Source organism: Vibrio sp. CB1-5, from assembly GCF_059412285.1.
In genome coordinates this window covers 14,505-33,944 of the sequence record NZ_JBJHPB010000004.1, presented here as the reverse complement: position 1 = coordinate 33,944, position 19,440 = coordinate 14,505, and the positions used below count along the sequence as shown (strand labels likewise).

Genomic DNA, 19,440 nt, shown 5'->3' with positions numbered 1-19,440 from the left:
GAGCGCAATGTTAAGCCCAAGTGGCTAGCCAATTTCAAATGACGTCACGCCGTAGGTTCTATCTAAGGAAAGTGCCGGTGGTTGTTTGGTGTACATTCGGGCGGTTTCGAAACAAGGCGCCATATCATGCGAGCTTGCCAAGGTAACGGCAGGCTCGTTTACTTCTGGTACATCTAAAAAAACAGGTTTCCCAGCGTCTACACTAGAGACTAACGCTGCATACAACTCATTGGCAATATGCTCACTATCTGCAAACAGTGGTGCGATTTTATAGCCCGTATGGCAATCTCTGATCACTCCTGCACCAAGCACCTTGCCCTCTTTCACATAGACCAGGGACGTACACTGCAATTGACTAAACCAAGCATGGTTAAATTCCCTTCTAGCCACTGGGAAGAAACCATTTAGATAATCTTCAACCTGATAAAAGTCGACACTGGTTGCCTTCACTATCGCTTTGCTATCAAAGGCAAGCTGGGCACTTCGACCCTCATAACGAACATTTCGATGAGACAACACAAATCCGGATCGTTTGTAGTTTTCTTGTTGATCTACAACGCCATCCAAAGCGACATTACAGCCATCCAAATACGCCATTCCTTGATTCCATATTTGGATGCCATAGCCTCTTCCACGGTACTCAGGTTTAACGATGTAGAAACCCAAAAAACCAAAGTTTGCGTCGTACTTTACTACCGAGATACAACCAATGGGTTCCCCATCGAGTTCACCAACCAAAAAACCATTAGGATCCGCCATGTGATAGTGCTGTGCGTCGTTTAGTCCTGGGTTCCATCCTTCTTGTGCTGCCCACTCAACCGCGGTGAAAACTTCATCTAACGTCATGGTTCTAATACGAAATCCTTCCATAAACTTCCCTTTTCCTACATATTCTTCAACACCATTTGCTAGTAAACTAGTGGCCTAAAAACCGATAAACAAGATTAGATTTGGGCTTGCACCGTTCTCATGCTAGTTTTTGTGAGTCACTCATAGTTATCATTGGCAATACCTTTGCCAAAGTAATCAATCCACAAACTTCATTTAGCCCCCATCAAATCACGACTCGTTCATGACAAAGTGCTAACCCACAAACATCCGCGACACGAAACAATGGCTCAAAGTTTCCAATTGAGCCATTTATGACTTACAAATCTTTGTTTTCTGCACTCGTTATCTGCACCGTTCTTGGCAATAGCCCCGCTTTTGCAGACCCTTGGCACAAATTTATCGACAAGCCTTGGAAAGAGCATAAACACAAACATAAAAAGAAAGAAGTGCATGTCGTTCACCACTATCCAAAGCATCGCCTACCTAAAGATGCCATTTTATTGGCCATTGCAGGTGTAACGTATGCACTCATCGATGGGCATTATTACGAGCAGAGAAAAGAGAAGTATGTGTTTGTCGAAAAGCCGCCAAAGCGTCGCTATCGACCGGGTAAAGTCATCAGACAGCTTCCCGAAGGTGCAACTGCAGTCAATAAACGTGGCCAACAGTACTTTGTTTCGAGGGGGAATTGGTTCTTGTCCATAGGAAATGGCAAGTATGTGGTGGTAGAGCCCTAGGAGAGTTTAAAGCAGTTTAGGCGATACTCACATGTGCTGCTATAGCGAGTATCGCTCCATCCAAATCCTTGAAAAGCTGGTTACAAAACCCAAGTTAGGCTTAGTAACAAAATCACAGCTGAAGTAGCAAGGTACATTGCAACGATAGTTGCAATTTCAGCCGCAGTAGAGGTTGACGACTTAGATGCGCTCTCTACTTTATTTGATTTTTCAGTGTCCAATGTTGATAGAAGTGCTGAGTTCATTGTTCTCACCCTTGTGTAATAACATTTCAAAAGACAGCACGAATTCTACTCATTTTGTGAGCAAGGTCAAACATTTTCAGTAAGTTAGTTACGAGATTTTATTTTGGTTTTGGATTAGTTTTATCTATCCAAATGCACTGCCTAAGAATAGGCTTGCTCAGCGGCTTTGATGAACCCTTGCTGCGCATTCGTCATAATAGGGTTACCGTGTGCAGGTAATAGCACGCTGTAATCAAGCCTTGCTTTCTCCATCAACTCGTCTTTTGCGGGTTTCGCAAGCTCTAGCCAGCCTGGGCCAAAATTGCTCGGCGCAATGAAACCCATTCGCTTCATCATAATTTTGGCAAACCAGTTAAAGTACTTATCAGGCTTTGGCCAATTCTGCATGCTGTCTCCCGCCAGCAATATGCCGCCTCCTCGCTCGAGCAATATCAAGCCTTCTTTAGGATGACTGGTCGCAAACTCATGATAGGAAGCACCTTTAATGGGAAGTTCACTTCCTGGCTTTAATATCCGATCTGCTCGGTAATACTCCTCTTTAGCAGACTTAGCGAAACCGCGTACATACGGAGCCTCTACAGACCAAAGCGTGGCTTGAAACGTCTCTTTGTAAAACGGGTCATCAAAGCCATGAAATGCGGCTAGACGCACTACATGAGTGACATCACCGAGTTCATCAAGTTGTGCGATACCTTTTTCGTTCAATCGCACAGAGTTCACTAAAATCAGCTCACTACCTTGTTTAATCACCATCATATTGCGACTAAACGTCATTTTAAACGGACCAAATTTTGGATGAGGCGCTTTCATCTCCACCGAACCTGTCACCATATAGATGTCGTCGATGATGTGATGCAGTTCGCCGTGAGGCAGTGATTCTGGGTAGATCATGTCTGCTCCTGTACATGAAGGTTACTGATTTTGATGGTTTCTATATACATCATGCTTGAGTCTAGACCGCCTGCGCTGTTGTAGCCATTATCGTATGACTTTGGCTATCTGTGCTCTTATTGAAAACTAACTTACTAGTACAGCGAAGAACAAGCTGGCTCATTCTACCTCCATGATATTGAGCATAAAAAAACACCACCATTGGATTCATCCAAAGGTGGTGTTTTCACTGTTCCAGTAAGGTTCGAAACGTCTTTACGCTTCTGCAACTTCTGGCATCACTGCCTTGTCTAGCAAAATGTTCTTAACCGGGTTGGCATAGCTATCTAGCAAGTATTGGTGTGCGCCCTCTGGCAACACATCAAGCTTCTCTTGTAGCGTTGTGTGTGTCGCTTCAGTAATGGTGTCATCTTCCAAACCAGCAGCCAACTTGTTGATTGGGAACAAGGTGTAGTTTGCATGGATTTGGCGGTCGATCTCTTGCGCCAATGCCTCTGGTGTTTCAAAGTCTTGGTCAATCACATCACCAAACACCACGTTTACGCGGTCTTTACGACCAATAATACCTTGCACGATGCTTTCAATATCTTCGAACTCACCTTTTTGATAGTTGCCATGCGTCGCTTTTTCGTACAGCTCTTTTGCCTTAGCAATATCACACGGGTCATTCTCGTAAGAAACCGATACAGGTACAATTTTCAAAGAGCGAATGTACTCCGCAAACACCACTTTTTGCTTGCGACCTTCAACATGGAACATCTTTAGAATTGCTGGGTCAGTGAAGTCGTTGCCATCTTTTGCGCGCCCTTCTTTCTGAGCAATCCAGATTGAGTTACCAGTATCTAGTGAGTGCTTGATGTACGAAGACAACGTCCCTAAGGCTCTCATCATCTCACGCGGGCCTTTTAGCGAGCGCTTAACAATAAAGCTCTTGTTAAGGCGCATCAGTTCTGTCGCACAAGGCTTTTTAAGTAAGTTGTCACCAATAGCAATACGAACGGTTCTGTGATTGTTTTGGTGCAAGCCATAGTTAACAAGCGCCGGATCCATCGCGATATCACGGTGATTCGACACAAATAAGTAAGAGGTGTTTTTGTCCAACTTATCAAGACCTTGATAAGTCACACCTTGTGTTGTTGCGTTTAGCGTCTGCTCTAGGTACTTTTTCACTTCTAGCTGAATAGCTTCTACGCTATCAAGCTTCGCCCACTTAAATTTTAGGTACACTTTGACCAATGGGCTCATCAGCGCTTTAAACCAAGGCGCATGATTAGAAAAACGGTGCTGTAAAATAGCATCAATAAATTCAGCGTCGTTGATCAGTCGATCAATCGCGGCTGGGATCTCGTCATCATTGTAAGGACGAATATCAATATAAGGATCTGTCTGTGTTGTCATGTTTGTTACATCAAATTAAAAGCTGCCATATTCTACGCCCTGTGACTAAAGACCGCAGCCCTATTACGTCTATTTTTGTTAAGGTCAGACCACAGTTTTAGCATCTTGTTCATTAACAGCAATATAAAAGTGTGATCTTTAGTTGGCATTCCCCTCATCAAGGGGTAACCTACGCGCAGATCCACAGCTAAAGACCGACATGAATCACGCAATCGACTTTCAATCTACCAGTTACGACTTTGTCACTATCACCGCACGTAAAAAAACACTGCATAACCAGTTGTTTCGTGTCGAAGAAGGCCAAGTGATGGTCAGGTTGGGTAAGAACGAATACCTATACCAGGCCGGCGAGCTTTTCTGGTTGCCTTTTGACTGCCTAACCAGCTTGACCATATTACCGCAAACCAAACTAAGTACTCTAAAGTTTTCAATTCGATTGCGTGACAAATTTCCGAGCCAAGCGGGCCGTGTAGAAGCCACACCACTTATCAGCGCGATTCTAGAAAAAATCATCGCTTCACCAAGTGACGAGATGAAAAACGACCTGCTGCAAGTCATGCGCCATGAAGCAGGGGCACTGTCACCGACACTGAGTCTCGACAGCACCAGCGAAAACATCTCTCGTTGGACACCGGGCTCAGATAAGGTCACAGGTGAACTGGCATTGGTTCTTCTTGTTCGTGAAGCTCGAAAGCTTAAATTGTCTGGAAAAAAACCAGAGACCATTTGTGAACAGCTGTTTGCTGGAAACATGGAACAATTCCAACAGCTAACACTAAGTTTGCTCGGAAACGAGCTGTAGATTACTGCCCTAAATACAACAAAGCGAGCCAAGGCTCGCTTTGTTTTTATTCAATAATGTCAGGTAGCCAATAGAGTCTAAAACGGGACTTCTACCTGCATCATCATGTCACCTTGGTAGTCTTGGTGCCAACGATAATCAAGACGCAGTCTCGGCTCTTTGCCTTTCTCGCCAAATCCGACACCGAAGTGAAGTCCCTGCGCCATCAACCACTCTTGCATCGACATTTCATCTTTACGACGAGCAATTTCTTCAGGCGCCCAAAAGCCAATCCCAACAAAGCTATTGTCGATATTTCCGGTCAACACCGGTTCAGACTCTTGGTTCAACAGCCATTGATCCCAATAGGAGTCTTGCAAAGAGTTGGTTGGGGTTTCAGGCTCAATTAGACCGCCAAGCGTCACAACTTGGTTTCCGATATAACTGAAGGGCTTGGTAATAAGCGAGCAAAAAGACTCTTCTTCCGTCGCTTTAATAACGACAGACTTACTCGAATTACTCTCACAAAATGCATACGCAAGAGGGCTACTGACGGCCACTGCTAAAGCAATACAAATCCATGTTGCTTTCATTTTTTATAAATTATCCATTTTAGTTATATGGTCAATATAGCTTATGGGCGACCAAATGTTTAGCAACACTTACTGTTGTTAGGTGATCTACATTCAAACCTTGGGACAAACTGTAGCGAATAGTGGTAGAGCGGACTTTCACTTTCTCGGGACAGGCAAGTAATGACCAACGCTCAACGATTTGCTGAGCGTTATAAAACTTTTCGAAGCTAAATAGGTTGTCAGGCCCCAGCACAAAGGTCAGCTCGGCATCAGGGTAACGTTGTTCTAAGGCTTCTAGCACTGCAAATGTGGTCACTGAACTATTTGGCTGATACAAGTGTTCTTCGATATCGGAGCGCTCGACATTGCTTTGGGCTAGATCGTCTATAAACATATCGACCAGTTGGCAGCGAATGCTGTAATCCAACATACTTTTTCCCCAAGCGTGAGAGATACTCGGTACTAGCAGCACCTTGTCAAAATGATTCAATGATTGAATCACGCTCTTGTGGCCAAGGCTCGGTGGGTTAAAGGCGCTGCCAAATATCGCTATTTTTGTCATATGTATCTCAATAAATCGTATCTATGCATAGATTGGCCACCACTGTAACTTTTTTTCAGCGATGTTCGTAGGTATCATACAAGAAATCATTTTTGCTTGCAGGAAAAGGGATCCCACATGGAACAACTTATTCGAGACGAGATGCGCGTGCTTCCGTCTATCGACCCACAATTTGAAATTGAACGCCGTGTTGCATTTATTAAGAGTAAATTGCAGCAGTCTGGATGCAAATCCATCGTTCTTGGTATCAGTGGGGGTGTGGACTCAACAACTTGTGGCCGTTTGGCACAATTGGCGGTAAACGAGCTTAACCAAGCGAGCGACAGTAACGACTACCAATTTATCGCAGTACGCCTGCCTTACGGTGAACAGAAAGACGAAGACGAAGCACAGCTAGCGCTCTCTTTCATTGAGCCGACTCATTCTGTCTCAGTTAATATTAAAGCGGGTGTAGATGGTCTTCATGCTGCATCGCACGTTGCACTAGAAGGCACTGGCCTATTACCAACAGATGCGGCGAAAGTCGATTTTGTTAAAGGTAACGTAAAAGCGCGTGCACGTATGGTAGCTCAGTACGAAATCGCTGGTTACGTTGGTGGTTTAGTGCTTGGCACTGACCACTCAGCAGAAAACATCACAGGTTTCTACACCAAGTTTGGTGACGGCGCTTGTGACTTAGCACCGCTATTTGGTTTGAGCAAACGCCAAGTTCGTGAAGTAGCAGCAACGCTAGGTGCGCCAGCGTTACTTGTTAAGAAAACACCAACAGCAGATCTTGAAGAGCTCGACCCACAAAAAGCCGACGAAGATGCGCTAAACCTAACCTACGATCAAATTGATGACTTCTTAGAGGGCAAACCCGTTTCTCAAGACGTTTCAGACAAGTTGGTTGCTATTTACAAAGCAACACAACACAAACGTGAAGCGATCCCGACAATCTACGACTAATCCGCATCTTATAAATGCCAAAAGCCAGCAAAAAAATTGCTGGCTTTTTTCTAGCTTGTGATTTACTTCGCTGAAATCAAATCTTCCCACCGGTCAACTTTTAATCACCCCTAACTTGTGCCATTGTTATAAGAGCACAGGTGATAACACGCCTTCGCGCGCATCAATCCACTTGTGCACATGCCCAAGCTAAAACTGTTGTTCATCGAAACCATTGTTCATCGAATAAAAAGGGGTTGCTATGTTAGGCGAAGATCACTCTCTTCTTAAGGAATTTCCAGAACATCAAGATACCATTTTAGCACTGACACAAAGCGATCAAGGCTTTGCTGCAGATACTAAAAACTACAATGCTCTGGATAAAGAAATTCGTGTGTTGGAACTCAACGGTTCACCTATCGAAGATACCGAGATGCATCAGCTAAAACATGATAGAGCCGTTTTAAAAGACTCGTTGCATCAACGTATAGTGAGTGCTTCAAAATAAGCATGTAAATCAAAGCCGGTGCCAGTTGGACACTGGCACCTATAATCACGATTAACTCACGATTTCCACGTCCGTTCTTGGCACTGAGCAACACGCTAACACCTTACCTTCCGCAATTTCCGATTCTTGAATCGCAGGTACATCGGGTTGATGAACCAAGCCAGACTCCACCGTCACCTTGCATGCGCCACAAAAACCAGCACGACAAGTATGCGCAATCGACATTCCCGCATCTTCAGCCTGCTCCAGCAGTGTTTTCTGGTTATCCCCTTCAAATACGTTACCATCGATACTGATTTGAAGCGCCTTAACGCTGTCTTCTGTCGCTGTCGCAACACCAAAGGCTTCTTGATGATAATGGTCTTCCGCTAGCCCCTTTTTGAGCATCAGGTTCTTAGCCTTTTGCATGAAACCATCAGGGCCGCACACAAACACCTGCCTTGCGGTAAGATCTGGAATTTGTTTGAGGTGGGATAAACTAAAGCGCCCTTTTAAGCCTTGCCAATCATCACTAGATTGAGTCAAAGACAGCATCACGGTGAGATTCTCGTGCTTAGCCTCGAGTGATTTAAGCTCCTCTGCAAACGGAATATCATCAACAGTAGAGCATTGATGGAAGAACACCACATTGTTAACGGCATCTCGGTCTGACAAATCACGAAGCATCGACATCATAGGTGTCACACCACTACCCGCTGAGAGGAGTAACAATGGCTCGTGGTCTGCATTCGCCATATGGAAGCTGCCATTTGGTTTGTCTGCAATGAGGGTATCCCCCACTTGGAAGTGTTCAAATAGCCAATTAGACACGCAGCCACCATCGATACGTTTGACTGAGACTGCCAAACGCCCTGGGCGAGATGGGCTCGATGATAGAGTGTATAAACGCTTTACAACTTGACCATCAAGGTTAATTTCAATTGGAAGGTGCTGCCCTGCTTTGTAATCAGGCATTGCGCCTTTTTGAGGCTCTAGCCAAAACGTTTCAAAGTTGCGAGCAACGCGTTCGCGTTCAACACAAACAAACTCTTGTTTTTGAGCGTCAAGATCGTCGTATACTTCTTTATCTTTGTATTCAAGAACTTCAATCTCATCACCAGTGCGGATCATACCTTCATTTTTGGCGACCAAGTTCTGGCCAAAGAAAACGCCACCTCTTTCATTCGCGCGAAAACGCGAGAACGTATTCAGCGGCTCTTTGCTTTCACGGAATGCACCTTTCTCCACATCAACCGTAGTCAAAATGCAGCGCTCGCAAGGTTTGACTGCTTCAAACTCGACTTCACCAATTTTAATACGCTTCCACGAGTCCTCGATAAATGGCTCATCAGAACCCACCACTAAGTTGGTTCGAAATTGCTCCATAGAGTGCGTTTCGCTACTTCGGCGATTGAGTTCATCCAATGAGCCTTGGCTAATGATCAGTAGCGGGTAACCGTCGGCAAAACTCACATTGTGGCCCAACTTTTCGCGTACACGATTCGACTGCTCACCGGTAAACAGAAGTTCCACACGTTGATCCAGCACCTGACTAAACCAATCATCCGCCTCATCGGTTGTGGTGTAGGCGGCGAAGTTATCTTTCCAAACCGTTGCAGGCGTTTCTTGTAACTTGAAACTGCTGTATTCAAGTTTGAGCGGCACCATACCCGGATAGGTAAAAATGATCCCGGTTGGCAGCAAACTCGAGGAGACTTTGACCATGTTGGGATATTTACGAGCGGTCACCATAGCACCATCTGACAGAGCGACCATAAATCGACGGTCAAAACAAAGACCTTGTTTCTCAACCCAAGACGAAGAGAGAGAAATTCCGCCAACGGATTTAACAGGATAGATATTGATTTGGGAAAGCAGAGGAGATTTTGACACGACTGAGCCCTTTTATTGTTGTCTTCCTTATTTTGTGCTCAATGGTAACGTCTTTTTTCCCTTAGTCCCAGAAACATAGTGAAATCTTACTCGTTTTCCTCTATCATCCTGTCGCCTAAACGTAAGCGATTGCATTCACATTTTTCGCCACCGTTTAGGCTCCGTTTCAAGAAGAATCTAACTTGGTGGGAGCCCAAATGACTACATTGACTATTACTCGTCCAGACGACTGGCACGTACACCTTCGTGACGGCGACGTTCTTAAAGATACTGTTCGCGATATCAGCCGCTACAACGGTCGCGCACTGATCATGCCAAACACTATCCCACCTGTCACAGACACAGAAATGGCGCTGGCATACAAAGCGCGCATTATGGCTGAGCAACCTTCCGAGCAGTTTGAGCCTCTAATGGCGCTATACCTAACTGACAACACCACACCAGACGAAATCCGCAAAGCGAAAGCATCTGGTGCCGTTGTGGCAGCAAAACTGTACCCAGCGGGTGCAACCACAAACTCCGATTCTGGCGTAACATCTGCAAAGAACATCTACCACGTTCTAGAAGCGATGGAAGAAGTTGGTATGTTACTGCTTGTTCACGGTGAAGTGACCACTCACGACGTCGATATCTTCGACCGTGAGAAAGAGTTCCTAGACACAGTTCTTGCTCCTATCGTGAATGACTTCCCGAACCTAAGGATTGTTCTAGAGCACATCACGACAGCAGATGCTGCAAACTTTGTGAAAAACGCGAACGACAACGTTGCAGCAACCATCACGGCTCACCACCTTCTTTACAACCGTAACCACATGCTGGTTGGTGGCATCAAGCCACACTTCTACTGCCTACCAATTCTTAAGCGTGGTACCCACCAGCAAGCGCTTATCGAGGCAGCAACGAGTGGCAGCAAGAAGTTCTTCCTTGGTACGGACTCAGCGCCACACGCAAAAGGCAAGAAAGAAGCCGCTTGTGGTTGTGCAGGTTCATACACAGCGCACGCTGCGGTTGAGCTTTATGCAGAAGTCTTTGAACAAGAAGGCAAGCTAGAGAACCTAGAAGGTTTTGCAAGCCACAATGGCCCAGACTTCTACGGTCTACCTCGTAACACAGACACTGTCACGCTTGAAAAAGCAGAGTGGAACGTACCAGAAACTATGCCATTTGGTAGCGACATCGTTGTGCCGATTCGTGGCGGTGAAACAGTAAACTGGAAAGTTAAATAAGCGTTAAAAAACGCCCACTAACACTGGATATGTAAGGCTCCCTAATGAATAATGGGAGCCTTATTTTTTTAAGCCCAACCGAGATTACTGTTCATGTCCCAAGAAGTTGTTATCGTCACTCCATGCCGCGCTGCCTGTAAAAATGAAGGTGGGATCTGCAGCGGATGCCATCGAACCATAGATGAACTTTCGCAGTGGCGTTTTATGGATAACGAGCAGCGCCAAGACAAGGTTGAGCAACTCTCCGGGGAGCAATCCACGCACCAGTGCCAGCAGTGTGGTGAACCCGCCTATTGTGATATCTCAGCTGGAAAGTCATCTTGCTGGTGTTTCGAGATAGAGAAACGTGACACCTCAAGTTTGCAAAAATCAGCCACCTGTTTGTGTCGTAAGTGCTTGAGTAAGTTGCCGTTGAAATAGCCATATCCGTCAATATCCTTGATGTACCCCTCCTTGGTTGTTGCAAGCTTGTTAAAAAGCAAATAGAGTAAAAGCCAAACACAAAAAGGATAATAACAAATGGAATCATTGCTTGAAGGTTTTCCGGTCATTACAGAAATTCCCGTCGCCTGGGGGGAAATGGACGCCTTAAATCATGTCAATAACGCGGTGTACTTTCGTTATTTTGAAACCGCTCGCCTCGACTATTTTCGCCACATCAGTTTGATGGAAGACATGGCCGTCACCAATGTTGGTCCCGTACTTGGTGATACTTACTGTCGCTATAAACTCCCCGTCACCTACCCCGACACTCTACTCGTGGGTTCTCGTATTACCGATGTCAAAGAAGACAGATTCACGATGGAGTACAGCATTGTCAGTCACAAGCTTGGTAAGGTTACGACGACTGGCACCGCAACCATCGTGATGTTTGACTTTAATACCAATAAGAAAGGGTTGATTTCTGAGAAATTGATGGAGGCGATTAAAGAGACGCGAAATGGGTTAGCGGACTAGCAGATAAGTTAAAATTACGCCTTTCGTATCAGATGACAACGTTGTTTGATACGAAAGGCGTCTTTTTATTGCTATCAAGCATGTAATAAAGCATCGATATTTGTACTTCGAGATAGTGAACCATATTCACCCGAACGAACAATCCTCATTGGCTTTCGGAGGCATGTTTAACGCGCCTTTCTTCCATCTCTTGGGAGTAGGTATTGGCTTTTACTCCGTAAATAATCTGTATGTAGTGATCATCAAGTACAACAACACCATACGCTCCGTGATGCTTAAGTGCCTTGTGGTCGACGATGGATGTGTCTTTCAAAGTCAGTCGGAGTCTAGTCGCGCATGCACCGGTTTCGACTAGGTTGTTAAGTCCTCCAATGGCCTTAATAACCGTGTCGACATCTTGTTTGAGGTGCGGGTTAACTTGGGTTAATGATTTTAGTAGTAGCTTGATGGTTTGAAGCATCGTCAGTAGCTCAGATGGTAAGCGATGTGTGATTATACCCCCTATTTCAGATAATAAGTGCGACATTCATAGAAAGGAGTAGAAGAGGAAGCCAACGGGATATCACTACTTTATCGCTGCTACACCTTATAATGACCTAAAAAGTCCAGAGTTCTTAACAAATAATCTTCTTGAAAAAGCCTCCACGAGTAGAGGCACTGCCAATGGTTATAACGCTTAGGTTTCTCGTCTGCGCTAGCTTGGAACACAAGATCCATGAGCAACTCGCCAATACCGAAGAGTTCTTTCTGAACGTGGTAAAAAACAAGACAAGAGCAAAACTGACAGCACGCTAGGTATTCTTAAAGCTCAAAGGTATCAACACACTCGACTTCAATGGTCAGAGCTTCATTACAGGCGTTCAGGAGCATCAATCGCGGCTACTCAAACTTCTTGGTTCGCTATATCAAGCGGTTTATTTCTAAATTGGCGGCGAAATGACGGCTACTTTTCTCATGATTACTCTCTTATTAATGATGGACAATTAATAGTGGCTAAGCACTTACTGTACATCTGATTTTGATGGCTTCAACTTATCGTTCCTCAAGCTCTATGACGACGAATGAGAGAAATTCATTTCTTGTGTCTTATAGTCCACAAGAAATGTCAAAAACGAATTTCTCTAAAACATAGTGACTGTTCAGCGACTGATGCATTATTGAAAGCTGACGAGTTTATGTAACTAGGTGAGTAGACAATGCTGACTACTGATTCCATTAAATATTGTAATGAAGGTGTGTGTTAATAATGAAGCGAACCATATGTTTGAATGACCGACCATATAGGATATGTGATATCGGTGAAGGAGAGTGTTCTATTGTTGTATTTTACTCTGATAGATACTCAGATTTATACGAAAGATATAAGCGACAATACTCTGCCTCTTCAAGAGTTATTTTGGTCGATACTTCAGAGACTTGGGATGTGCCGGTTGAATTGATGACTTTGTCAGAGCTTGACGTTCTCGTCGAGGATATTCACTTATTAGCGGATATATACTGGTTGGATCAATTCTCAATAGAGATCGAGAGAGCGACAAATAATATCTATGAAAAATTTAAAAGTGGGATTCCAGAACGTTTGAAGTTACTGAGCTAAATGACATGCACTTGACTACAAGTAGGAAATTATAGCAATCCTTGCCCCGAATTCAGTAGAAGCTAGAAATGAGAAGAATACAGTTACCACTGACAATGATATTAAGCAGCCTATTGATAACCACAGGTTGTTCTACGGTGCCTGGAAGCACTGAACAAAGCCAAATTGATGAATTTGAAAAACTTATAGAACACACACTGGTAGAACTCTATGCCAAGAATATCGACATCGAAAAGCAAGCAGATAATGCCATTGGTTACATTGTATTGACGGGTACCGTCACAAAAGTACCGGTTTTTGGCGCAGGTAGTGGTTATGGCGTCGCCGTTGACAATGTGACAGGTGAAAAGACTTATCTCAAAACACGTCGTGTAGACATTGGTGCTGGCTGGGGGATAAGAAGCTCGAGAACAGTCATTTTCTTTTCTGATGCGAGTAAGTTTGAAGAGTTTAGGCGCGGAAAATGGACTTTAAATCTAGGGGCAGAAGCAACTGCGAAAGTTGGAGATGTAGGTGGTAATGGCAGTACCGACGGCAGTGGAATTCTTGCATCTAAGGGCTACAAACAATACCTAATATTGGATTCAGGGCTCTCTGTCACATTCACCTCAACACTGACGAGAATATCCCCGTTTGAGTTAGTAGAACAGAAGTAAATAACAAGTAACCGATAATCATGAAACAAGTAAAGACTATTGCAGTAGCATTCTTCTTCGCTACCATTTTCACAGTGAATGCGCAGGACTCGATTGAACGAGTGGTTGAAACGAGTACAACAGCGGGACATTGGAGCCATTTACCTATATGGGGTGATCGAGTAGAAGCACTCGGGTATAAGCTGCCTGCTCCTATTGGAATCGGATTATATTTCAACGATCAAACAATGCCATATGAGGCAACCTCGGACTTTTCTCTGGGGGCCAATGGAGGCTTACTTGGAGGTTCAAATATATACATTCCCAAGGGCGATGTAAGAATAGATGGAAGAGACCAGAGCCTGCAATTAAGGGCAGATGCATGGCTATTCCCATTTCTAAATGTATATGGCCTTTTGGGGTATACCAAGGGTCATAAAGATATTGTCGCTAATACAGAAAATGTAGAGATACCAGGCAGGCCATTATTAGAGGGAATGCTTCAGGCAGCAGGTTCCATTACTATTCCTATAGAATATGAAGCGACCAATGTAGGTCTAGGTGCCGTGTTGGCTGGACAAATAGATCCATTTGATTGGCATCCATTTATCATGACTGCTGTTGGTGCTTATACAGTGGCGAGAACTACGGCGACGGATAACAATATCTACACAACGATTGGAGCGTTTAAAATTGGTCAGCGATATAGTGTACCAGGTGGACAACTTGCAGGGTTAGTAGGAATAACTTATCAAAGAGTTGACCAGAATATGAAGGGCTCTTATAGCTTCAAGGGTACAGATTTGGAACGTCTAATGGAGTCTGTAAATTACAATGTCAATCTTCAAAGTGCAGAAACGATCAATATGGCTTTGACTATGGTATATGACTTTGGTTACGCAGAAGAGTGGAGTTTTATGATGGAGTATGGGTTTTTGAATTGGAATCAATTCACCCTCTCACTAGGAAGGCGCTTTTAAATCAGAATTGAATTTCTCTAATTCCTGTTGCGCTCAATAGGGTTAGTAAATAATTAGTCGTATTCCAGGTTAGTAGCCTAGAAAATTACTAGAAAAGATCCTGATTACTCCTTAAGGAGAGTGTTTTTATGTCCAGAAGACTAACCCAAATTTCGCCACTCATTATGAGTCTAATTTCCGCTTCAGTAATAGCAGGTATTGAAAATAAAGAAACTATTCAAAGCACAACGAGCGATTACGTATTAGGGGAGTGCAGTATTAATGCAATGCCAGCACAAAGCAATGTACGCTATACCAGTGCAGAACGTAATGAGACGCACTGTGTCGTTAGTGGTGTCATTGAAAAAGAGATTAACTTCCAAGTAAGACTTCCTCATGACTGGAATGGAATGTTTGCCCAAAGTGGAGGTGGAGGTTTCGTCGGTTCTGTTGTGGATTATATTGATGAGGTGGCACTGGGACCCGGTTATGCGACTGCGGGAACGGATACAGGACATAGAGCACATGCCCTTGAGTCTAGTTGGGCGGCACAAAACCCATACAGAGAAGAAAGACTAGAAAACTTTGGTGGGCGTGCCGTACACCTGACAACACAAACGGCAAAAGTCGTCATTGAAAGATACTATGAGCAGGAAAGTGAGAGAAACCTATTTTTCGGGTGTTCTCGTGGTGGTGGGCAAGGGCTTATTGCCGCTCAGCGCTACCCGACGGACTATGATGTTATCGTTGCTGGTTCGCCAGCCTATGACTGGTCAGTGCGTTTAGGAGGGCACCACTCCGCCATTGCTCAAAAAATGTTCCCAAATTCAGGTCAGCTTGATAAAGCTATTATTGGAACGAAAGAAATTGAACTGGTGAACAGCTTGGTCGCAGAGCAGTGCAAAAATGCAGATGGGCTAGACAACAGTGGTCTGATTGAGCCATGGAAGTGTGAGGTTGACTTTCAAGCACTGCAATGTGACGAAGAAGGTGGGGAATGTTTATCTTCAGACCAGATAGAAGTGTTTGAACTGGTATACAACGGATTTTATGACAGTAAAGGCAATCCATTAGCAGAGGGTTTTTACTTTGGTGCGAATGCCGACATGATTCATAAGTGGCTTGCAGGAGGGCTTAAAGTTAACGACATGGATGAGTTCCAGTCTGGTGTACGTATTGATCCTGACTTGAAGGCACCGGTGACACCAAACTTCGGTTACGCTTTTGGTCACGGGATCATGAAGAACTTCATTTTCGATGGTGAGTACAACAGTGCGAGTTATGATTTCGACAACCTGCGTCAAGACGGAAATCACTTAGGAAAATATTTGGATGCGATTAACCCTGACCTAAGAGCGTTTAGAGATAATGGCGGAAAACTCATCATGTGGAACGGCTTACAGGACGTTGCGATATCTCCAGCAAGCACCGTAAGTTATTACAAAGATGTCATCAAGCACGATCCGACAGCTGCCAATGATGTTGCTCTGTTTCTGTTACCAGGGGTAGATCATTGTGCCGGAGGCGTCGGTCCTTGGTTGGTTGATTGGATGGGTGAAGGTAATCAATGGGCTGATACTAATGTAGCACCGAGAGAAGTGGTTGCACATTGGGTTGATCCTGAAAAAGGGATTGATGGGAACCGTAAGGTGTGTGCATACCCGGAGGTAGCGATGTGGGATGGTAAAGGTGACCCGAGAAGTGCTAATAGCTTCCGCTGCGAATCTCCCAACTAAGACCTAGTATAACCATGCTCCTCTTCAGAGGGGCATGAGTGGCATAAGGAAACATCAAGGCTGTCGAGTTAGGCTTAGCTGTCATGATGTAGAGGTAGAGCATCGCCCTTAATACTAAATGAAGCGGTGACAATGAATTACCGAAGTTCATTGTTGAACTGCAAATGTGAATTTCTCTAATTCATCGCTTTTGTGTCATGTATCCCATAATATTTAATCTGATTTTCTGCGAAGGAGTGTAGAGCTAAATGACTTATTTTCGTTAATGGATAATAACGAGTTTTTGTCAAAGTAAATTGGGCTTTACTTAATGCTTAACTTAATAAAACAAGAATATAAACTTTTAATAGGTATTCTCGCAGTTCTATTTTTTAAGCTGGTTGGTGATGGATTACTGTCCGGCGGATTAGCACCTTTAAGCTACGTAATTACAACGGGTATACTGTTTTATGTAGTGATGGTTGCCATCTTTTCAGTGGTACGTCATTCGGATGCATTAGCTATAAAACTTGGTGACCCTTATGGAACGTTGATTCTAACGTTGTCGGTTGTCTTGCTTGAAGTGATAATGGTCTCCTCAGTAATGCTCACAGGCGAATCAAATCCTTATCTCGCAAGAGATACCATGTTTGCTGTAGTCATGGCAGTTCTCAACGGTTTTGTGGGTATTACGCTACTGATAGGCGGTATGAAATACCATACTCAAACTTACAACCTTGATGGCATTAAAGCGTACTTGGTTGCTATTATTCCACTTTCATTACTTTGTTTAGTGCTACCTAACTATACCAGTATGGACGCCTTAGGAAATATGTCGATAAGCTTGACTTGGACTTTGGTACTTGCCTCCATTGCTTTATATGCGGTATTCCTATTCGTTCAAACACGCAGTCATTCCAATTATTTTATTGATGCTGATCATGAAGATGAGCACGAGCATCACGGTCCGTTACATAGCAATGTTTTTCATACCATCATGTTAGTGAGCTATCTTCTTGTTGTTATCTTGCTGGCAAAAAGTCTCGCGATGCCAATTAACGATGGTATTACTGTGATGGGTGCTCCCGCGGCATTGGGGGGCTTGATTGTAGCCTTGATTATCCTTGCTCCTGAAGCTGTCGGAGCCGTTAAGGCAGCGGTGACCAATCAACTGCAGAGAGCGATGAACTTGTTCTTTGGATCAGTGCTAGCGACAATCGCACTGACTGTACCTGCTGTATTACTCATCTCTGGCGTGATGAATGAGCCTATTAGGTTAGGCTTAGCTCCTGCTGAAACAGTGTTACTTGGTGCGACGTTACTGATGACCAGCGTCAGCTTTAGTAGTGGTCGAACTAACTCACTTAATGGTGCAACACACTTAATACTGTTTTTCGCCTATATTATTTTGATGTTTGACTAGATAAGTATCGTTAATAAGGCTGAGTAACTCCTCATTTACTATCTATTGAAATAGTATGGGTAGATAACTTGGCCATTAACGATAAATTTTAATTCTGCCATTATTGAACGCTTGCCTTTAGTTATATTTTTACTGAATTATTAGAAATGTGATCTAATGGGCTGTTACATGAGTATATTGGATTATAATAATGACATTAATAAGCTTACCTTTTCCTACCGAGGAAGCAGAAAAGCTGTACTATTCAGTGCTTGATTGTATTTCGACTAAGAATAGTAAGAAACTATGCGGTTATCTAAACAAAGCAGAATCTATACAGCTTTCTTCTGTAGTGAATAAACTTACCAATGGTGAGCGAGTTGCGGTTTGGACACTATTAGCGGGCATCGACGCCTCACTGGCCGCAAATCTCCTTGACCATTTTTCTGATAATGAGTTGGTAAGCCTAATTAGCCAGTTACCGGTAGAGACGACGCTTAGTATGTTTCATCACCTACGCTCTGGTGATCGCCGTATTTTGATCAATGAATTGCCGTACGATCTCCAACAACAGCTAAAACGTTCGTTACCTCAAGCGTGGAAGAATGAAGAACGAGCGGCCTTAAATTATGCTTCGGACTCGGCGGGTGGAATTTGTAAGAGTGAAATCCTAAAGATGCCCGATAGTGCCACGATCGAAACCTTAGGAGAGATTTTAAACGCGGAAGAGCAGAACTTAGAGCGATTGGAATGGCGTTATGTCTATTTGCACGACCAGGAAGGGAACTATGTAGGAGGTTTAAAGATCCGCGATGTTATTTCCCTTCCAGGTGGTTCCGTGCTCAAAAACAGTCTTGACCCTTCTATCCCAGTGATTTCTCCTGAGTCAGATTTAACGGCGATCAAAAGTACTCTAGATACTACTTTGCATGCGGTTATTCCTGTTATCGATGACTTTGGTTTTCAAATAGGGGTTGTGGGCTTTAAACACCTTAATGAAGCACTGTATGAACGGTCAAAACAACAGTTACTTGAGCAGTCTGGTGTATTAGGGGGAGATGAATTTCGAACGATGCCTACCATCAAGCGGAATTTACGTAGGCTGGCCTTTCTATTGCCATCAGTAGTGCTGAGTTATGCTGCCGTGTCGATTATCGCAGCTTATGAGCCAATCATTGAAAAAATCGCGGTTTTAGCTGCAATATTACCACTTGTCGCCAATTTGTCTGGGGCAGCTGGCAATCAAGCGGTAGCCGTATCCATTAGAGAGCTGTCAACAGGTCAGATTTCTGCCAAGGATGTTTTATATGTTGTTGCTAAAGAAATACCAATAGGTGTTGTAAATGGCATATTGATCGGCAGCGTTCTTGCGTTACTCACTTATCTAACTCAAAGTGGGGAAGTTATTGGATTACCACTTTTTATTGGTTTAGCGTATTCCTTTTCCTCTACTTTTGCTGTCATGATTGGTGGCTCCCTACCCCTTATATTGAAGCGGTTCAACCTAGATCCAGCTATGTTATCTAGCCCAATACTAACTACGCTAACGGATGCTATATCATTCTTCAGCGTACTTTATCTTGCTCAGATGTTTTTATTATAGACAACGAAATAACTGGTGC

The 19,440-nt window shown here is 43.9% G+C and carries 21 protein-coding genes and 1 pseudogene; 14 read left to right on the top strand and 8 right to left on the bottom strand.

The genetic code is table 11. The annotated features are described in order from the left end of the window. Positions 1–24 precede the first annotated feature (24 nt). Positions 25–870, bottom strand: coding sequence for a GNAT family N-acetyltransferase (locus tag ACJB0T_RS04020; protein WP_479293929.1), 846 nt, complete (start codon positions 868–870; stop codon positions 25–27). A gap of 272 nt (positions 871–1,142) precedes the next feature. Here ACJB0T_RS04020 and ACJB0T_RS04015 point away from each other — a divergent pair, with 272 nt between their 5' ends. Beyond that, entirely contained in the window at positions 1,143–1,568 is a 426-nt protein-coding gene (locus ACJB0T_RS04015) for a DUF6515 family protein (RefSeq protein ID WP_112479275.1), read from the top strand. 80 nt (positions 1,569–1,648) lie between these two features. On the opposite strand, the gene ACJB0T_RS04010 is transcribed toward ACJB0T_RS04015, so the two are convergent. From ACJB0T_RS04010 to ACJB0T_RS04000, 3 genes are all read right to left on the bottom strand, one after another. After that, entirely contained in the window at positions 1,649–1,813 is a 165-nt protein-coding gene (locus ACJB0T_RS04010) for a hypothetical protein (RefSeq protein ID WP_156110033.1), read from the bottom strand. Between the two features lie 141 nt (positions 1,814–1,954). Then, the gene (locus ACJB0T_RS04005) at positions 1,955–2,704 is read right to left on the bottom strand and encodes a hypothetical protein (RefSeq protein ID WP_479293931.1); all 750 of its coding nucleotides are present in this window, start codon (positions 2,702–2,704) and stop codon (positions 1,955–1,957) included. A gap of 255 nt (positions 2,705–2,959) precedes the next feature. Next, positions 2,960–4,102: a 1-acyl-sn-glycerol-3-phosphate acyltransferase gene (locus ACJB0T_RS04000; protein ID WP_479293933.1), complete on the bottom strand. Its 1,143-nt coding sequence runs from the start codon at positions 4,100–4,102 to the stop codon at positions 2,960–2,962. Between the two features lie 199 nt (positions 4,103–4,301). Between ACJB0T_RS04000 and ACJB0T_RS03995 the strand changes: the two genes are divergently transcribed. Beyond that, positions 4,302–4,904: an AraC family transcriptional regulator gene (locus ACJB0T_RS03995; RefSeq protein ID WP_479293935.1), complete on the top strand. Its 603-nt coding sequence runs from the start codon at positions 4,302–4,304 to the stop codon at positions 4,902–4,904. Between the two features lie 77 nt (positions 4,905–4,981). On the opposite strand, the gene ACJB0T_RS03990 is transcribed toward ACJB0T_RS03995, so the two are convergent. Continuing rightward, positions 4,982–5,476, bottom strand: a complete 495-nt coding sequence (locus ACJB0T_RS03990) for a hypothetical protein (RefSeq protein ID WP_479293937.1) — start codon at positions 5,474–5,476, stop codon at positions 4,982–4,984. Positions 5,477–5,507: 31 nt separating this feature from the next. Continuing rightward, positions 5,508–6,020, bottom strand: coding sequence for a nicotinate-nicotinamide nucleotide adenylyltransferase (locus ACJB0T_RS03985; RefSeq protein WP_112462434.1), 513 nt, complete (start codon positions 6,018–6,020; stop codon positions 5,508–5,510). A 117-nt stretch (positions 6,021–6,137) separates the two neighbouring features. On the opposite strand from ACJB0T_RS03985, the gene nadE reads away from it, so the two are divergent. Next, positions 6,138–6,968 (top strand): NAD(+) synthase, encoded by an 831-nt coding sequence (gene nadE / locus ACJB0T_RS03980; protein WP_429760558.1) that lies wholly within the window; start codon positions 6,138–6,140, stop codon positions 6,966–6,968. Positions 6,969–7,209: 241 nt separating this feature from the next. Continuing rightward, positions 7,210–7,455: an HP1242/YdcH family protein gene (locus ACJB0T_RS03975; RefSeq protein WP_112462432.1), complete on the top strand. Its 246-nt coding sequence runs from the start codon at positions 7,210–7,212 to the stop codon at positions 7,453–7,455. 51 nt (positions 7,456–7,506) lie between these two features. On the opposite strand, the gene ACJB0T_RS03970 is transcribed toward ACJB0T_RS03975, so the two are convergent. Further along, on the bottom strand, positions 7,507–9,327 hold the full coding sequence (locus ACJB0T_RS03970) for an MOSC N-terminal beta barrel domain-containing protein (protein ID WP_479293940.1): 1,821 nt from the start codon (positions 9,325–9,327) through the stop codon (positions 7,507–7,509). Between the two features lie 197 nt (positions 9,328–9,524). Between ACJB0T_RS03970 and pyrC the strand changes: the two genes are divergently transcribed. From pyrC to ACJB0T_RS03955, 3 genes are all read left to right on the top strand, one after another. Next, positions 9,525–10,553: a dihydroorotase gene (gene pyrC / locus ACJB0T_RS03965; protein WP_479293942.1), complete on the top strand. Its 1,029-nt coding sequence runs from the start codon at positions 9,525–9,527 to the stop codon at positions 10,551–10,553. A gap of 111 nt (positions 10,554–10,664) precedes the next feature. Then, positions 10,665–10,973, top strand: a complete 309-nt coding sequence (locus tag ACJB0T_RS03960) for a DUF1289 domain-containing protein (RefSeq protein WP_479294564.1) — start codon at positions 10,665–10,667, stop codon at positions 10,971–10,973. Positions 10,974–11,072: 99 nt separating this feature from the next. After that, complete coding sequence (locus ACJB0T_RS03955) at positions 11,073–11,510, top strand: acyl-CoA thioesterase (RefSeq protein WP_479293945.1); 438 nt, start codon at positions 11,073–11,075, stop codon at positions 11,508–11,510. A gap of 145 nt (positions 11,511–11,655) precedes the next feature. Here the strand turns inward: ACJB0T_RS03955 and ACJB0T_RS03950 are convergent, their stop codons facing one another. Beyond that, entirely contained in the window at positions 11,656–11,970 is a 315-nt protein-coding gene (locus ACJB0T_RS03950; protein WP_479293947.1) for a PTS sugar transporter subunit IIB, read from the bottom strand. A 91-nt stretch (positions 11,971–12,061) separates the two neighbouring features. Between ACJB0T_RS03950 and ACJB0T_RS03945 the strand changes: the two are divergent. From ACJB0T_RS03945 to ACJB0T_RS03915, 7 genes and pseudogenes are all read left to right on the top strand, one after another. Next, a pseudogene (locus ACJB0T_RS03945) lies at positions 12,062–12,434 on the top strand (IS1634 family transposase); the annotation flags it as partial. A gap of 322 nt (positions 12,435–12,756) precedes the next feature. Next, the gene (locus ACJB0T_RS03940; RefSeq protein ID WP_479293949.1) at positions 12,757–13,107 is read left to right on the top strand and encodes a hypothetical protein; all 351 of its coding nucleotides are present in this window, start codon (positions 12,757–12,759) and stop codon (positions 13,105–13,107) included. 68 nt (positions 13,108–13,175) lie between these two features. Beyond that, positions 13,176–13,763, top strand: coding sequence for a lipid-binding SYLF domain-containing protein (locus tag ACJB0T_RS03935; RefSeq protein WP_479293950.1), 588 nt, complete (start codon positions 13,176–13,178; stop codon positions 13,761–13,763). Positions 13,764–13,783: 20 nt separating this feature from the next. Continuing rightward, a complete protein-coding gene (locus tag ACJB0T_RS03930; RefSeq protein ID WP_479293952.1) occupies positions 13,784–14,722 on the top strand; it encodes a hypothetical protein in 939 nt (312 codons plus the stop codon). Positions 14,723–14,850: 128 nt separating this feature from the next. Continuing rightward, entirely contained in the window at positions 14,851–16,437 is a 1,587-nt protein-coding gene (locus ACJB0T_RS03925) for a tannase/feruloyl esterase family alpha/beta hydrolase (protein ID WP_479293954.1), read from the top strand. 310 nt (positions 16,438–16,747) lie between these two features. Continuing rightward, the gene (locus ACJB0T_RS03920; protein ID WP_353499635.1) at positions 16,748–17,839 is read left to right on the top strand and encodes a calcium:cation antiporter; all 1,092 of its coding nucleotides are present in this window, start codon (positions 16,748–16,750) and stop codon (positions 17,837–17,839) included. A 190-nt stretch (positions 17,840–18,029) separates the two neighbouring features. Next, positions 18,030–19,421 carry a magnesium transporter gene (locus ACJB0T_RS03915; protein WP_353499636.1) on the top strand — a complete coding sequence of 464 codons (1,392 nt, stop codon included), beginning with the start codon at positions 18,030–18,032 and terminating at the stop codon, positions 19,419–19,421. The last annotated feature ends 19 nt before the right edge of the window (positions 19,422–19,440 follow it).

Coding starts and splice junctions, on each gene's coding strand:
- ACJB0T_RS04015 (WP_112479275.1), top strand. CDS start 1,143: ATGACTTACAAATCTTTGTTTTCTGCACTCGTTATCTGCACCGTTCTT.
- ACJB0T_RS03920 (WP_353499635.1), top strand. CDS start 16,748: ATGCTTAACTTAATAAAACAAGAATATAAACTTTTAATAGGTATTCTC.
- ACJB0T_RS04000 (WP_479293933.1), bottom strand. CDS start 4,102: ATGACAACACAGACAGATCCTTATATTGATATTCGTCCTTACAATGAT.
- ACJB0T_RS04005 (WP_479293931.1), bottom strand. CDS start 2,704: ATGATCTACCCAGAATCACTGCCTCACGGCGAACTGCATCACATCATC.
- ACJB0T_RS03915 (WP_353499636.1), top strand. CDS start 18,030: ATGACATTAATAAGCTTACCTTTTCCTACCGAGGAAGCAGAAAAGCTG.
- ACJB0T_RS03990 (WP_479293937.1), bottom strand. CDS start 5,476: ATGAAAGCAACATGGATTTGTATTGCTTTAGCAGTGGCCGTCAGTAGC.
- ACJB0T_RS03940 (WP_479293949.1), top strand. CDS start 12,757: ATGAAGCGAACCATATGTTTGAATGACCGACCATATAGGATATGTGAT.
- ACJB0T_RS03950 (WP_479293947.1), bottom strand. CDS start 11,970: ATGCTTCAAACCATCAAGCTACTACTAAAATCATTAACCCAAGTTAAC.
- ACJB0T_RS03985 (WP_112462434.1), bottom strand. CDS start 6,020: ATGACAAAAATAGCGATATTTGGCAGCGCCTTTAACCCACCGAGCCTT.
- pyrC (WP_479293942.1), top strand. CDS start 9,525: ATGACTACATTGACTATTACTCGTCCAGACGACTGGCACGTACACCTT.
- ACJB0T_RS03975 (WP_112462432.1), top strand. CDS start 7,210: ATGTTAGGCGAAGATCACTCTCTTCTTAAGGAATTTCCAGAACATCAA.
- ACJB0T_RS03955 (WP_479293945.1), top strand. CDS start 11,073: ATGGAATCATTGCTTGAAGGTTTTCCGGTCATTACAGAAATTCCCGTC.
- ACJB0T_RS03935 (WP_479293950.1), top strand. CDS start 13,176: ATGAGAAGAATACAGTTACCACTGACAATGATATTAAGCAGCCTATTG.
- ACJB0T_RS04010 (WP_156110033.1), bottom strand. CDS start 1,813: ATGAACTCAGCACTTCTATCAACATTGGACACTGAAAAATCAAATAAA.
- ACJB0T_RS03930 (WP_479293952.1), top strand. CDS start 13,784: ATGAAACAAGTAAAGACTATTGCAGTAGCATTCTTCTTCGCTACCATT.
- ACJB0T_RS03925 (WP_479293954.1), top strand. CDS start 14,851: ATGTCCAGAAGACTAACCCAAATTTCGCCACTCATTATGAGTCTAATT.
- ACJB0T_RS04020 (WP_479293929.1), bottom strand. CDS start 870: ATGGAAGGATTTCGTATTAGAACCATGACGTTAGATGAAGTTTTCACC.
- nadE (WP_429760558.1), top strand. CDS start 6,138: ATGGAACAACTTATTCGAGACGAGATGCGCGTGCTTCCGTCTATCGAC.
- ACJB0T_RS03995 (WP_479293935.1), top strand. CDS start 4,302: ATGAATCACGCAATCGACTTTCAATCTACCAGTTACGACTTTGTCACT.